The sequence below is a fragment of the Streptomyces regalis genome (assembly GCF_001509475.1).
Lineage (GTDB): Bacteria > Actinomycetota > Actinomycetes > Streptomycetales > Streptomycetaceae > Streptomyces > Streptomyces regalis.
On record NZ_LLZG01000360.1, the window covers coordinates 1 to 12733 of the forward strand.

Genomic DNA, 12733 nt, shown 5'->3' on the forward strand with positions numbered 1-12733 from the left:
GCGCCGGGGGAGTGGACATCGGTGGTGCGGGCGGGGCGACCGGGGGCTGCATGGTGGGCTGCGGCGGGGCTACCGGGGCGGCGGCCGGGGCCGGTTCCTCGACCGTGACGCCGAAGTCGGTGGCGATGCCGGCCAGGCCGTTGGCGTAGCCCTGGCCGACCGCGCGGGCCTTCCAGGCGCCGCCCCGCAGATAGACCTCGACGATCACCAGTGCCGTCTCGGTGCCGAGCTGCGGGGGCGTGAAGGTGGCCAGGACGCTGTTGTCGTCCGCGTTGCGGATGGTGGCCGTCGGTTCGATGCCCTGGAAGGTCTGGCCGGCGGCGTCCGGGCTGGCGGTGACGACGATCTTCTCGATGCCGGGGGGAACGGCCGTCGTGTCGACCGTGATCGCGTCGGGGCTGGTGCCGCCGCCCGAGCGGTATGTCACGCCGGGGCCCTGGGGCTGGTTGTAGAAGATGAAGTCGTCGTCGGAGCGCACCTTGCCGTCGGCGGTGAGCAGCAGGCCCGATACGTCGAGCCGCACCGGGGCGGCGACGTCCACCGTCACGCGCGCGGCGGAGAGAGGGATGTTCGAGCCGGGGGTCATAGCTGTCATGCCGAGTGAACGAGCGGGGGCGTTTTACCGTTCCCTTACCCAGGGCCCATTTGGCGGAAGGGTCAGCGGCGGTTGCGGGGGTGGTTGCGGGCGGTGCGTTCGTTGCCGCGCTTGTAGTTCCCGGTCCAGCGGGCCATGACGAGCTGGGGGTCGCCCGCTTCGACCTCGGCGCGGAATTCGTCGGCTCGGTGGCCGCGGAGGGTTGTGGCGGGGTGGCCGTGGTGGGTGATGCGGATGGTGCCGTCGGGGATGGCCTCGTAGTGGAAGCCGTGTGGGGTTGGCATGGTCGGGATCGTACGGGTGCGGGGTGGTGCGGCCCAGCGGGTTTCGCCCCCGCCGCCCCTACCCGTCCCGTCCCTGGAGGCCTGCGGCCCCCAGACCCCCGCTTCGGCCCTGAACCGGGCCTCGTCCTCAAACGCCGGACGGGCTGAAATCAGCCCCTCCGGCGTTTGAGGAGCGGGGGTCCAGGGGGCGGAGCCCCTGGGGGATGGGACGGGTAGGGGCGGCGGGGGCGAGAATCCCCTACGGCACCACCACGATCTTGCGGCCCACCCCGGACGCGAACTGCTCCAGCGCCTCGGGATACCGCTCCAGCGGAATCCGGTCGCTGATGAAGATCTCGGGGTCGAGGACCCCGGTCGCGAACAGCTCCGCCGCACGCTCGAAGCTATGCAGGACCGCCATGGAGCCCGTGATCGTGATCTCTTGGTTGTAGATGCGGTACGGATCGATCGTCACCCGCGTCGCATAGTCCGCCACCCCGAACTGCAGGAACGTGCCCGCCTTCGCGACCCGGTCCAGCCCGTCCTGGATCGCCGCCGCGTTGCCCGTCGCATCCACCACCAGGTCCCAGCCCTGCGGCCGGTCCAGCTCGTCCGGGTTCGCTGCGGACGCCGAGACGCCGAGGCGCCGTGCCGTCTCCAGCCGGGCCGGGTTCACGTCGACCACGTCCACGCTCGCCGCCCCGGTCCGCTTGGCCAGCTCCAGCATCATCAGGCCCATCGTTCCCGAGCCGTAGATCAGGACGTGGGCACCGAGACGGGACTGCAGGACGTCGTAGCCGCGGACGGCGCAGGACAGGGGCTCCACCAGTGCGGCGTCCTGGGTGCGGACGTGCTCGGGGAGCCGTACGCAGTTCGCCACCGGCGCCACCGCGTACTGCGCCGCGCCCCCCGCCGTCGTCACACCGATCGCGGCCCACCGCTCGCACAGGTTGTTGTGGCCGGTACGGCAGTACCGGCACTCGTAGCAGTACAACGACGGGTCGACCGCGACCCGGTCGCCCACCGACAGCTCCGTGACCTGCGTGCCGACCCCGACCACCTCGCCCGCGAACTCGTGCCCGGGCACGATCGGCAGCTTCGGTGCGAACTCGCCCTGGAGGATGTGGAGATCGGTTCCGCACAGGCCGCACGCTGCGACCTCGACCACGACGTCGCGCGGTCCTGGCGTCGGGTCCGGGACCTCGGCGACGACGGCCTTGCCCACGGACTCGATGACGGCGGCCTTCATTTCACGGCTCCCAACGACAGGCCCTGGACCAGCTTGTCCTGGGCGGCGAACCCCGCGGCGAGTACCGGCAGGGAGATGACGAGCGACGCGGCGCACACCTTGGCCAGGAACAGGCCCTGGCTGGTGATGAAGCCGGTCAGGAAGACGGGGGCGGTCTCCGCCACCACGCCGGTCAGCACTCGGGCGAACAGCAGCTCGTTCCAGCTGAAGATGAAGCAGATCAGCGACGTTGCCGCGATGCCCGGCAGGGCGATGGGGGCGACCACGCGCCACAGGATCGTCGGCAGCCTCGCGCCGTCGATCTGCGCCGCCTCGATGATCGCGACCGGCACCTCGGCGAGGAAGGACTGCATCATCCACACCGCGATCGGCAGGTTCATGGCCGTGTAGAGGATGACCAGCGCCCAGATGTTGTCGAGCAGGCCGGTGTTCTTCGCGAACAAGTAGATCGGCAGCAGGCCCGCCACCAGCGGCAGCATCTTCGTGGAGAGGAAGAAGAACAGGACGTCGGTCCACTTCTTCACCGGGCGGATCGACAGTGCGTAGGCGGCAGGTAGTGCCAGGAGCAGCGTCAGCAGCGTCGAAGCCACCGACGCCGTCGCCGAGTTGATCAGGGAGGGCCAGGGGCCGGCGCCGCCGCCCGCGCCGAAGAACTCGCGGTAGCCGTCCAGGGTGAGGGAGGCGGCGAGGGAGGGCGGGTTGGTTGCGGCGTCAGACTCCGAGTGGAAGGACGTCAGGGCCATCCAGAGGATGGGGAGGACGAACAGGATGCCAGCCAGCCAGGCGACGACTCCCAGGGCGGCGCCCTGGAACCGGCCGCGGAACGGCAGTCGTCGTGGGGCTGCGGTGGTGAGCGTGGTCATCAGCGGGACACCTCCGCGCGGAACAGGGACGACACGACGCGCAGGGCGAAGGTCGCGAGGATGATCGAGCCGATGACGACGATCACGCCGGCCGCCGAGGCGAGGCCGTTCTCGTGTGCCTGGTAGAAGGTCTGGTAGATGGTGTACGGCAGGTTCGCGGTGCCCAGGCCGCCGGAGGTGATGGTGTACACCGCGTCGAAGTTCTGCACGATGTAGATCGAGCCGAGCAGCACGCTCAGTTCGATGTACCGGCGGATGTGCGGCAGCGTCATGTGGATGAACACCTGCCAGTCGTTCGCGCCGTCCACCCGCGCCGCTTCGATGAGTTGCGGGTCACGGCTCTGCAGTCCGGCGAGCAGGATCAGCGTCATGAAGGGAGTCCACTGCCAGATCAGCGAGGCCTCCACCGCCATCAGCGGCATTTCGGAGATCCAGTCCGGCTGGGCGGCTCCGCTGCCTCCGATCCAGTGCAGGATGCCGTTGAACAGGCCGTACTCGGGATTGAAGAGCACGTGCTTCCACAGCAGCGCGGCCGCGATCGGCACCAGCAGGAACGGGGCGATGAGCATGGTGCGGACTGCTGCCCGGCCGCGGAACTTGCGGTCCAGCAGGAGCGCCAGCAGCAGGCCGAGGACCAGGCTGACGAGTACGACCGTGGCGGTCAGCAGGACCGTCGTCCACACCGACTTGCGCAGTTCGGGGGTGCTCAGCACTTCCGAGTAGTTGGCGAAGCCGGCGAAGTGGCGGTCGTCGGGGTAGAGGGCGTTCCAGTCGAAGAACGAGATGACCAGGGTGGCCACGAAGGGCAGCTGTGTCACGACGATCATGAAGATCAGTGCGGGCAGCAGCGGGGCCCGGGTGGCCCAGGCGCGCATACGGTTCGGCCGCCGGGCCGCCGGTCGCGGGGAGGCGGCGGCGATCCGGGTGGGGGGAGTCGTCACGGTCATTACTGGTACTTCTTTCCGACGGCCTCGGCGAGCTTCTGCGCCTTGCTCAGCGCGCTGTCCACCGACTGCCGCCCGGCGATCGCGGAGCTGATCTCCTGGGAGACCTTGGTGCCCAGGTCGGTGAACTCGGGGATGCCGACGAACTGGATGCCGGGCGCGGGCCGGGGCTGCACGCCCGGGTCCTCGGGCTTGGCGCCCGCGATGGCGTCACGGGTGACGTCCGCGAAGGCGGCCGCATCCTTGCGGTACTCCGGGATGTCGTACGTCGACGTGCGCTTGCCGCCCGGCACGTTGGCCCAGCCGATCTTCTCGCCGACGAGCTTCTCGTAGTCCTTGCCGGAGGCCCAGGAGATGAACTTCCAGGCGTTCTCGGCGTTCTTGGACGCCTTCTGGACGCCCCAGGCCCAGGTGTAGAGCCAGCCGGAGCTGTCGGTCTTCTCGACCGGCGCCGGGACGTAGCCGATCTTGCCCTTGACCGGGGAGCCGGAGGCCTCCAGGGAGCCGGCGCCGGCGGTGGCGTCGTACCACATGGCCGTCTTGCTCTGGGTCATGTTGTTCAGGCACTCGGCGTAGCCGGACTGTGCGGCGCCGGACTCGCCGTGCTTACGGACCAGGTCGACGTAGAACTGCGTGGCCTCCTTGAACTCCTTGGAGTCCAGCTGTGCGTTCCAGTCCTTGTCGAACCAGGTGCCGCCGAAGGTGTTGACGACCGTGGTCAGCGGCGCCATGACCTCGCCCCAGCCCGGCAGGCCGCGCAGGCAGATGCCCTTCATGTCGGACTCGGACTCGTCCACCTTCGCGGCGAGGTCGGCGACCTGCTTCCAGGTGGGCTTGGCGGGCATGGTCAGGCCCGCCTTGTCGAAGATGTCCTTGCGGTACATCAGGAAGGAGGACTCGCCGTAGAAGGGCTCGCCGTAGAGCTTGCCGTCCTCCGCGGTCAGGGCCTGTGTCATCGGGGTGAGGACGTCGTCCTGGTCGAAGGCGGTGTCGCTCTTGACGTACGAGTCCAGGGAGTGGAGCCAGCCGTTCTTGGCGTAGATGGGGATCTCGTAGTTGCTGAGGGTGGCGACGTCGTACTGGCCCGCCTGGTTGGCGAAGTCCTGGCTGATCTTGTCCCGGACGTCGTTCTCCGGCAGGACGGTGAAGTTCACCTTGATGCCGGTGTCCTTGGTGAAGTTGTCCGCGGTGAGCTTCTGCAGCTCCACCATCTGGGGGTTGTTCACCATCAGGACGTTGATGGAGTCGCCGCCGGAGGATCCGGACCCGCCGGCGCCCGCGCAGGCGGCGAGCGGAGTGATCAGCGTCCCTACGGCGGCCACGAGGAGGAGGTGGCGTGGCGCGCGTCGGCTCTGGGTTCGCATGGGGTGCTCCTGGACATTTAGATGCAAAGGGGACGGGGGTGGGTATGGAGGTGCCCTACGGGGTGGGTCGGTTGGATTTCTGGATCTTTGGTTGGGCGAGGTGTGGTGCCGGAGTCGGCCAGGACGTCAGACGCGGATGACCTGCGGCCCGAGGAGTGAGTAGCGGTGGGCCTCGGATGCGGGGAGCAGCGTGCTCGTCACGATCGCCTCCAGGGCGCCGACGTCGGCGAACCGGCAGAAGCTGACCGCTCCGAACTTGGTGTGGACCCCGGCGAAGATCGTGCGCCGCGCGGACCGGATCGCCTGCGACTTGACCTCGCTGACCGCAGGGTCGGGCGTGGTGAGGCCGTGATCGCGGGAGATGCCGTTGGCGCCGATGAACGCCAGGTCGATGACGAAGCCGGCGAGCATCTTCGTCGTCCAGTGATCGACGGTGGCCAGCGTGCCGGAGCGCACCCGGCCGCCGAGCAGCAGGACCGAGATGTTCTCGGCCTCGGCGAGTGAGCCGGCGACCGGCAGGGACGCGGTGACCACGGTCAGCTGCCGGTCCCTGGGCAGGGCCTCGGCGACGAGTTGCGGGGTGAAGCCCTCGTCGACGAAGACCGTCTCGGCGTCCCCGAGCAGCCCGGCCGCCGCGGCCGCGATCCGGCGCTTCTCGGGCACGTGGCTGGTGGCGCGGAAGGCGAGCGTCGTCTCGAAGCCCGCGCTCTCCACGGGGTAGGCGCCGCCGTGGGTGCGGCGGAGGAGGCCGTGGTCCTCCAGGACGCGCAGGTCCCGGCGTACGGTCTCCTTGGCGACGCCCAGTTCGGTGGCGAGCGCGGTGACGTCGACCGAGCCGGTGGCCCGCGCGATGCGCACGATCTCACGCTGGCGTTCCTCGGCGGTCTTCGCCGTATTCGCCGTCGTCATCGTCGACACCCGCTTCCGTGCTGTGCTGCGTGACTCGATCGCCTGCGGGGCGGTCGGGTTGTGTTGCCCGTTCGGGCCCGGTGGGGCCCATGGGGGAAGTTCTACAGCGGCAAAGCGGGACTGAACAGGCCTGTTGTCGAGTCGATACTGCCCGTTTGTGCCCGTTCGGCTCGGCGCGTGACCGTGTCGGACCTGGGCGACCGAAGATCGTGACGTGAGATCGGGCAGCGCGGATGCCCGAATGCGGAAGCGGACGGGCCCGTTCGGTGCCCGCCCGCTTCCCGGACGCTCGTTTTCCGCCGTGCCGGCGGGGTCAGTACGGCCAGATCGGCGGGTCGCTGACGAAGTGGCCGCCCAGGTAGGCGTGCGCGACGTTGTCCGGTTCGAGGTCGCCCTGCTCGGCGATGAGCTTCTCGGCGTACGGTTCGGAGTCGTCCTGCGGCTCGTAGCCGAGGGTGCGCGCGGTGGTCAGGTCCCACCACAGGCGCGTGTTCGCGGAGGAGCCGTAGACGACGGTGTGCTCGACGTTCTCGGCGGTCAGGGCCGCGTGGAAGAGGCGGGCGCCGTCGGCGGGGCTCATCCACACCGAGAGCATGCGGACGCTGGTCGGCTCGGGGAAGCAGGAGCCGATGCGGACGGACACCGTCTCCAGGCCGTACTTGTCCCAGTAGAACTGCGCGAGATCCTCGCCGAAGGACTTGGACAGGCCGTAGAAGGTGTCCGGGCGGCGCGGGGTGTCGATCGGGATGAGCGCGCTCGGATCAAGAGGTGTGTCGCCCTGGGGGCGGGGTGTGAAGCCGACGGCGTGGTTGGAGGAGGCGAAGACGATGCGCTCCACGCCCTCCTCGCGGGCGGCCTCGTACAGGTGGTAGGTGCCCTCGATGTTCGCCTTGAGGATCTTCTCGAACGGGGCTTCCAGGGAGATGCCCGCGAGATGGATGATCGCGTCGACGCCCCGCACGGCCTCGCGCACCGCGTCCTTGTCGGCGAGGTCGGTGACGATCGAGTCCGGCTCGCCGTCGACGGGACGCAGATCGAGCAGCCGCAGCTCGTAGCCGTACGCCGGGAGCAGGTCCCGCATCAGGGTGCCGAGGCCGCCGGCGGCGCCGGTGAGCAGAACGGTGCGGGGGGCTGGCATCCTCGGTTCTCCTTCGATCAGCGGCCTCATGCGTGCACGGTATTCACATTCGTGGACTAGTTAAGGATCACCACCCCTCCTCGTCAAGGGTGGTGCAGCCAGCGTTCATAAACGTAAACTCTGATCAGAATCCTGTACTCACCGCCTCGTTCCAGGGAGAGCCCGTGACGACTGCCCCCCTCGCCGCTCGACTCGGCATTCCCAGCGGACCCCTGTTCTTCCCCGTCACGGCGTACGGTCCCGATGGCGCGGTCGATCTCGACACCTACCGCACCCATGTGCGCCGAGGCGTCGAGGCCGGGGCCGCCGCCGTGTTCGCGTGCTGCGGCACCGGGGAGTTCCACGCGCTCACGCCCGAGGAGTTCCAGGCGTGCGTGCGGGCGGCCGTCGAGGAGGTGGCGGGACGGGTGCCGGTCGTCGCGGGCGCCGGGTACGGCACCGCCCTCGCCGTGCGGTACGCGCAGCTCGCCGAGGCGGCCGGGGCGGACGGGCTGCTCGCCATGCCGCCGTATCTCGTCGTCGCCGGGCAGGAGGGGCTGTTGCGGCACTACCGGGAGGTCGCGGCGGCGACCGCGCTCCCCGTCATCGTCTACCAGCGCGACAACGCCGTGTTCACCCCGGACACCGTCGTCGGACTCGCCCGCACCGACGGGATCATCGGCCTCAAGGACGGCCTCGGCGACCTGGACCTCATGCAGCGGATCGTCAGCGCCGTACGCACTGAGGTCCCCGGCGACTTCCTCTACTTCAACGGCCTGCCGACCGCCGAGCAGACCCAGCTCGCCTACCGCGCGATCGGGGTCCCGCTCTACTCCTCCGCGGTGTTCTGCTTCGCCCCCGAGATCGCCCTCGCCTTCCACCGGGCACTGGAGGCCGGCGACGACACGACGGTGAACCGTCTCCTGGACGGCTTCTACCGCCCGTTCGTCGAGCTGCGCGCCCGGGGTCGCGGATACGCCGTCGCCCTCGTCAAGGCCGGGGTACGGCTGCGCGGGCCGGCCGTGGGGGAGGTCCGGCCCCCGCTGCACGAGCCGAGCGAGGATCATGTCAAGCAGCTCGCCGAGGTGATCGAGCGCGGATACGCGCTGCTGGAGAAGGAGCCGGAGGAATCCAAGTGAAGGCGTCGACATTCGTCTACCCCTGGGACGTCAACGGAGACCCGGCGGCACCCGCCAGAATCGCCGCCCTCGGCGTGCCGCAGGTGACGCTCGCCGCCGCCTACCACTCCACCCGCGCCCTCACCCCCCGCCACCCGCGCCACCGCATCGTCACCGCCGAGCACGCGTGCGTGCTGTACCCGACGGACGGCCGGTGGCAGGGCCGGGAGCTGCGCCCCTACCCGGCCGGGGACTGGGCGCCCGGCGATGCCTTCGGCGAGGCGGCCGCCGCGCTCACGGCCGCCGGTCTGGAGGTGCACACCTGGGTGGTCCTCGCGCACAACTCCCGCCTGGGCGCCGAGCACCCCGACACCTCCGTCGTCAACGCCTACGGCGACCGCTACCCCTGGGCCCCCTGCATCGCACAGCCCGCCACACGCGCGTACCTCGTCGACCTGGCCGCCGAAGCCGCCGTACGGCCCGGGGCGCGCGGCACCGAGCTGGAGTCCCTCGGCTGGTACGGGCTGCAGCACCTGCACGCACACGACAAGACCGGCGGGGTCCCGCTCGGCGACGCCGGGATGTACCTGATGGCGCTCTGTTTCTGCCCGACGTGCAAGGAGGGCTACGGCGACCAGGGCCTGGACGCCGACGAGCTGGCGGCCGCCGTACGCGCCGCCCTGGAGCCCCTGTGGCAGGGGACGGTCGCCGACGAGGGCTGGGCCGGGGTCGAGAAGCTGCTCGGCGAGTCGAACGCGGCGGCCACGCGCGCGTGGCGCGACGAAACCGCCCGCACACTCCAGGAGACGGCGGTCCGGGCGGTCCGCGCGGCCGCCCCCGACGGCTTCCAGATCCTGCTGCACGCCGACCCCGTGACGTACCACGTCGGCGCCAACCCGGGCGTCGACCCCGAGCACATCCTCTCCGTCGCGGACGGCGTGGTCGTGCCCTGCGCGGGCGGGCCCGCTCTGCTGACGCCGTTCGCCGCGCAGGGGCGCAAGGGCGCGGTCGTCGCCGCCAACTTCGGTGTGGTCTCCGGGATGGGCGGCAGCCCGGGCACACTGGCGTCGGACGCGGCACGCGCGCGTGAGCTGGGAGCCACGGAGATCCGGCTCTATCACGCGGGGTTGGCGTCGGACGGCGACTTGGTGGCGGTGCGGGAGGCGCTGGCCGCGCTCTGAAGCAGCGGCAGCGCGGTCACCAGCCACACCAGGCCCAGGACGGGCAACAGCAGCCGCAGGTCGATCAGTTCGACCAGCGCCGCGCCGACGGCCAGCCCGAGGACGTTCGGCGCGAACACCAGGGTGTTGGCCGTGGCGGCCGTACGGCCGAGGAGGGCGTCCGGCGTCTCCCGCTGGACGGCGGTGAGCGCGGCGATCAGCACACAGGGCAGGCCCACCCCACTGGCCGCGCTGCACGCCAGCGCCACTGGATCGGACGGGATCGCCCGCAAGCCCGAGGCGACGGCCGTCAGCGCGATGCCGTACGCCGCGAAACGGCGCTCGTCGAGGCGGCGCAGCGCGGTGCCGGAGAGTAGCCCGACCGCCACGGAACCGGCGCCTTGGACGGCGTAGAGCACACCGGCGTACGTGGGGGAGTGCCCGAGGCCGTCGATGACGGCGTAGATCATCGCGCCGTTGAGACCGGCGAAGAGCATGGTCGTGCCGCCGGCCAGGACGAGGGGGCGCAGCCGGGGGTGGGTCCACAGGTGACGGGCGCCCTCGGCGGTCTGGGCGCGCCAGTTGATCGTGGGCGGCGCGGGGGTGGTCTCGCGGACGCGGAGGCAGGCGTACAGGCCGGTCGCGGCCACGAAAGTGGCGGCATCGAGGAGGGCGACGCTCGCGCCGCCGTACGCCGCGTAGACGCCCGCGCCGGCCAGCGGGGCGAGAAGTTTCATGCCCTCGGTGGCCGTCATGCGCAGCCCGTTGAAGTCGCCGAGCAGGGACGCGGGGACCGCGCCGGCGACGAGGGCGGACTCGGCGGCGTCGTGCACGACACCGGCGGCGCCGTAGACGAACAGGACCGCGAAGAGGAGCCAGAGGCGGGCGGGGGAGTCGACGGTGAAGAGGGTGAGCAGGAGGGCGGCCAGGAGGAGGTTCGCGCCGATCAGCAGCGGCTTGCGGCGGGCGCAGTCGGCGAGCGTGCCGAGCAGCGGGCCGGCCAGGGTGGGTGCCCACATGGCGAGCATGCACAGCGCGGCCAGACCGTCGGACCCGGTGAGGTCCTTGACCCAGACGCCGGACGCCAGCCACAACGCCGAGGTGCCGAAGCCGGAGACCACGACTCCGGTGAGGTAGAGGGCGGCGTTGCGGTCGCGCAGGACGCGGGGGAGGGCCCAGGTGGTGGGGGTCGTTGTCATGCCTCGCCATCGTGCGGCTGAGGCGGGGGTGTGCGGATCGGGGAAGTGCCTTGGACAGCGCGCTTTTCGCGTTGTGCGCCATAAGGCGTGCGGTGGCGTGTGGTGGGGTGCGTGTGTGGTGGGTGAACCTTGTTTAGCCGTGCGCGACCACTCGGCCTGCCCCAGGTGGCGTGCCGGGGCGGGTGTTGGCCGCTTGGCCTTCTCCAGGCGGTCTCCCTCGTCGGGTGTCGGCCGCTTGGCCTTCTCCAGGCGGTTCCCCTCGTCCGGCGTCGGCCCCTCCGCCTCCTCCAGGCGGTTCCCCTAGTCGGGTGTCGCCCCCTCGGCCTCCTCCAAGCGGTCCCCCTCCTCCCGCGTCGCCCCCTCCCTCCTCCACGCGGCGCGCCCCCTGCCCCAGAGGGCCGCCCCGCCGATGAGTTTCGTGAGCGCCGCCGATTAGTTTCGTCACCCCCGCCGGTCTACCTCCCAGGAACACATCCATGAGGAGCCGGCCCATGACCGAAACCGATACCGACACAACCCTCGACCTCGGACCGCAGGCCCGCATCGTGGCCCGCCTCGCGGAGGGCGTCACCGACGATCAGCTCTCGGCGCGGACGCCCTGCCCGGAGATGGCGGTGCGCAATCTGCTGGGCCACCTGATCGGTCTGGCCGTCGCCTTTCGGGACGCCGGGCGGAAGGATCTGGGTGTCACGACCGACACCAGCCCCGAGGCCGCCGTCCCGGACATCGGGCCGGGCTGGCGCGAGGAGCTGCCCAAGGTGCTCGACGAACTGGCCGAGGCGTGGCGCGCTCCGGAGGCGTGGGTCGGCATGACCCGGGCGGGCGGCGTGGACCTGCCCGCTGCCGTGGCGGCGGCGGTGGCCACGGACGAGCTGGTGATCCACGGCTGGGACCTGGCCGTGGCGACGGGCCAGCCGTACGCACCGGACCCGGCCGCCCTCCAGGCGTCGTACGACTTCCTCCTCGCCGCCGCCGACGACCCCGACCGGGGCGGCGGCATCTTCGGCCCGGTCGTCCCGGTGCCGGACGAGGCGTCACTGCTGGACCGGGCCGTGGGGCTGAGCGGGCGGGACCCCGGCTGGGCGCCGTAATCCCGGGCACACCGAGGCAGCGGGGACATACGCTCCCCGCATGCTCACCCTCACCGTCCTCGGCACCGCATCCCCGCACCCCGGCCCCGGCCGCCCCTGCTCCGGCTATCTGGTGCGCGCAGGCGGGGCCGAGGTGTGGGTGGACGCCGGGACCGGCACCTTCGCGGAGTTGCAGCGGCATACGCACCCGGCCCGGCTCAGTGCTGTCTGGATCTCCCACCTCCATGCCGATCACAGCGCCGATCTGATCGCCGCCTTCTACGGGCTGGCCTACGGCGGGCTCACTCCGGACGCGCCCATTCCGGTCTACGCGCCGGGCGACTGCGCGCAGCGCCTCGCCGCCTTCTTCGGGCGCGCGGACGCCGGGTTCCTGGGCGGCGTCTTCGACTTCCGGCCCCTGTATGACGGTCACACTGCCCGCCACGGCGAGCTGCTGCTCACCTCGCGTGCCGTCGTGCACGACGTCGAGGCGTACGGGCTGCGGGTGGAGAGCGGCGGTCGGGTTCTCGCGTACTCCGGGGACAGCGGTCCCTGCCCGGCGCTCACCGAACTCGCCCGCGACGCCGACCTGTTCCTGTGCGAGGCCGACATCGACGAGCATCGCGATGGCGAACAGGTGCACCTGACACCCGAGGACGCCGGAACCGCCGCGCGCCGGGCGGGCGTACGGGAGCTCGTCGTCACGCATGTCGGGCCCTCGCTCACCCCGGAGGCGGCGACCGCCCGCGCCGCCGAGGTCTTCGGCGGTCCCACCCTCACCGCTCGCGAAGGCCACATCCTGCACATCTGAGGCAACCTCAACTTCCTTTGTCAGAAGCATTGACGAAACATGCGCCCCCTCCTACCTTCATCGCGTCGTAC

13 protein-coding genes are annotated in these 12733 nt (G+C 70.9%); 4 read left to right on the plus strand and 9 right to left on the minus strand.

Annotation, left to right across the window (positions count from 1 at the left end):
- The 8 genes from ADL12_RS31610 to ADL12_RS31645 form a co-directional block, all read right to left on the minus strand.
- The coding region (locus ADL12_RS31610; protein WP_208614664.1) for a TerD family protein at positions 1-586 on the minus strand (586 nt) is incomplete at its 3' end.
- A 71-nt stretch (positions 587-657) separates the two neighbouring features.
- Positions 658-879 carry a hypothetical protein gene (locus ADL12_RS31615; protein WP_062708082.1) on the minus strand — a complete coding sequence of 74 codons (222 nt, stop codon included), beginning with the start codon at positions 877-879 and terminating at the stop codon, positions 658-660.
- A gap of 238 nt (positions 880-1117) precedes the next feature.
- On the minus strand, positions 1118-2107 hold the full coding sequence (locus tag ADL12_RS31620; protein WP_062708086.1) for a zinc-dependent alcohol dehydrogenase family protein: 990 nt from the start codon (positions 2105-2107) through the stop codon (positions 1118-1120).
- Complete coding sequence (locus ADL12_RS31625) at positions 2104-2970, minus strand: carbohydrate ABC transporter permease (RefSeq protein ID WP_062708089.1); 867 nt, start codon at positions 2968-2970, stop codon at positions 2104-2106. Before ADL12_RS31625 ends, ADL12_RS31620 begins: the two co-directional genes overlap by 4 nt.
- Positions 2970-3917, minus strand: coding sequence for a carbohydrate ABC transporter permease (locus ADL12_RS31630; protein ID WP_062708092.1), 948 nt, complete (start codon positions 3915-3917; stop codon positions 2970-2972). Before ADL12_RS31630 ends, ADL12_RS31625 begins: the two co-directional genes overlap by 1 nt.
- Complete coding sequence (locus ADL12_RS31635; RefSeq protein ID WP_062708095.1) at positions 3917-5278, minus strand: ABC transporter substrate-binding protein; 1362 nt, start codon at positions 5276-5278, stop codon at positions 3917-3919. The genes ADL12_RS31630 and ADL12_RS31635 overlap by 1 nt, the downstream gene beginning before the upstream one ends.
- Before the next feature lie 126 nt (positions 5279-5404).
- Positions 5405-6187 carry a DeoR/GlpR family DNA-binding transcription regulator gene (locus tag ADL12_RS31640; RefSeq protein WP_062708097.1) on the minus strand — a complete coding sequence of 261 codons (783 nt, stop codon included), beginning with the start codon at positions 6185-6187 and terminating at the stop codon, positions 5405-5407.
- Positions 6188-6500: 313 nt separating this feature from the next.
- Positions 6501-7325, minus strand: a complete 825-nt coding sequence (locus tag ADL12_RS31645; RefSeq protein ID WP_062708099.1) for an NAD-dependent epimerase/dehydratase family protein — start codon at positions 7323-7325, stop codon at positions 6501-6503.
- A 164-nt stretch (positions 7326-7489) separates the two neighbouring features.
- Here ADL12_RS31645 and ADL12_RS31650 point away from each other — a divergent pair, with 164 nt between their 5' ends.
- Together ADL12_RS31650 and ADL12_RS31655 are read left to right on the plus strand one after the other, a co-directional pair.
- On the plus strand, positions 7490-8443 hold the full coding sequence (locus tag ADL12_RS31650) for a 5-dehydro-4-deoxyglucarate dehydratase (RefSeq protein WP_062708103.1): 954 nt from the start codon (positions 7490-7492) through the stop codon (positions 8441-8443).
- Positions 8440-9603: a hypothetical protein gene (locus ADL12_RS31655; RefSeq protein WP_062708107.1), complete on the plus strand. Its 1164-nt coding sequence runs from the start codon at positions 8440-8442 to the stop codon at positions 9601-9603. Before ADL12_RS31650 ends, ADL12_RS31655 begins: the two co-directional genes overlap by 4 nt.
- Here the strand turns inward: ADL12_RS31655 and ADL12_RS31660 are convergent.
- Positions 9540-10781, minus strand: coding sequence for an MFS transporter (locus ADL12_RS31660; protein ID WP_062708110.1), 1242 nt, complete (start codon positions 10779-10781; stop codon positions 9540-9542). The two genes, ADL12_RS31655 and ADL12_RS31660, sit on opposite strands and share 64 nt — an antisense overlap.
- A 491-nt stretch (positions 10782-11272) precedes the next feature.
- On the opposite strand from ADL12_RS31660, the gene ADL12_RS31665 reads away from it, so the two are divergent.
- Both ADL12_RS31665 and ADL12_RS31670 read left to right on the plus strand, forming a co-directional pair.
- Positions 11273-11872 (plus strand): TIGR03086 family metal-binding protein, encoded by a 600-nt coding sequence (locus ADL12_RS31665; RefSeq protein WP_062708113.1) that lies wholly within the window; start codon positions 11273-11275, stop codon positions 11870-11872.
- A 40-nt stretch (positions 11873-11912) separates the two neighbouring features.
- Positions 11913-12662: an MBL fold metallo-hydrolase gene (locus tag ADL12_RS31670; RefSeq protein ID WP_062708115.1), complete on the plus strand. Its 750-nt coding sequence runs from the start codon at positions 11913-11915 to the stop codon at positions 12660-12662.
- Positions 12663-12733 lie beyond the last annotated feature (71 nt).

Excerpts from the sequence above, each read along its gene's own strand:
- ADL12_RS31630 (WP_062708092.1), bottom strand. The coding sequence starts at position 3,917 with ATGACCGTGACGACTCCCCCCACCCGGATCGCCGCCGCCTCCCCGCGA.
- ADL12_RS31620 (WP_062708086.1), bottom strand. The coding sequence starts at position 2,107 with ATGAAGGCCGCCGTCATCGAGTCCGTGGGCAAGGCCGTCGTCGCCGAG.
- ADL12_RS31670 (WP_062708115.1), top strand. The coding sequence starts at position 11,913 with ATGCTCACCCTCACCGTCCTCGGCACCGCATCCCCGCACCCCGGCCCC.
- ADL12_RS31645 (WP_062708099.1), bottom strand. The coding sequence starts at position 7,325 with ATGCCAGCCCCCCGCACCGTTCTGCTCACCGGCGCCGCCGGCGGCCTC.
- ADL12_RS31665 (WP_062708113.1), top strand. The coding sequence starts at position 11,273 with ATGACCGAAACCGATACCGACACAACCCTCGACCTCGGACCGCAGGCC.
- ADL12_RS31640 (WP_062708097.1), bottom strand. The coding sequence starts at position 6,187 with ATGACGACGGCGAATACGGCGAAGACCGCCGAGGAACGCCAGCGTGAG.
- ADL12_RS31635 (WP_062708095.1), bottom strand. The coding sequence starts at position 5,278 with ATGCGAACCCAGAGCCGACGCGCGCCACGCCACCTCCTCCTCGTGGCC.
- ADL12_RS31615 (WP_062708082.1), bottom strand. The coding sequence starts at position 879 with ATGCCAACCCCACACGGCTTCCACTACGAGGCCATCCCCGACGGCACC.
- ADL12_RS31660 (WP_062708110.1), bottom strand. The coding sequence starts at position 10,781 with ATGACAACGACCCCCACCACCTGGGCCCTCCCCCGCGTCCTGCGCGAC.
- ADL12_RS31625 (WP_062708089.1), bottom strand. The coding sequence starts at position 2,970 with ATGACCACGCTCACCACCGCAGCCCCACGACGACTGCCGTTCCGCGGC.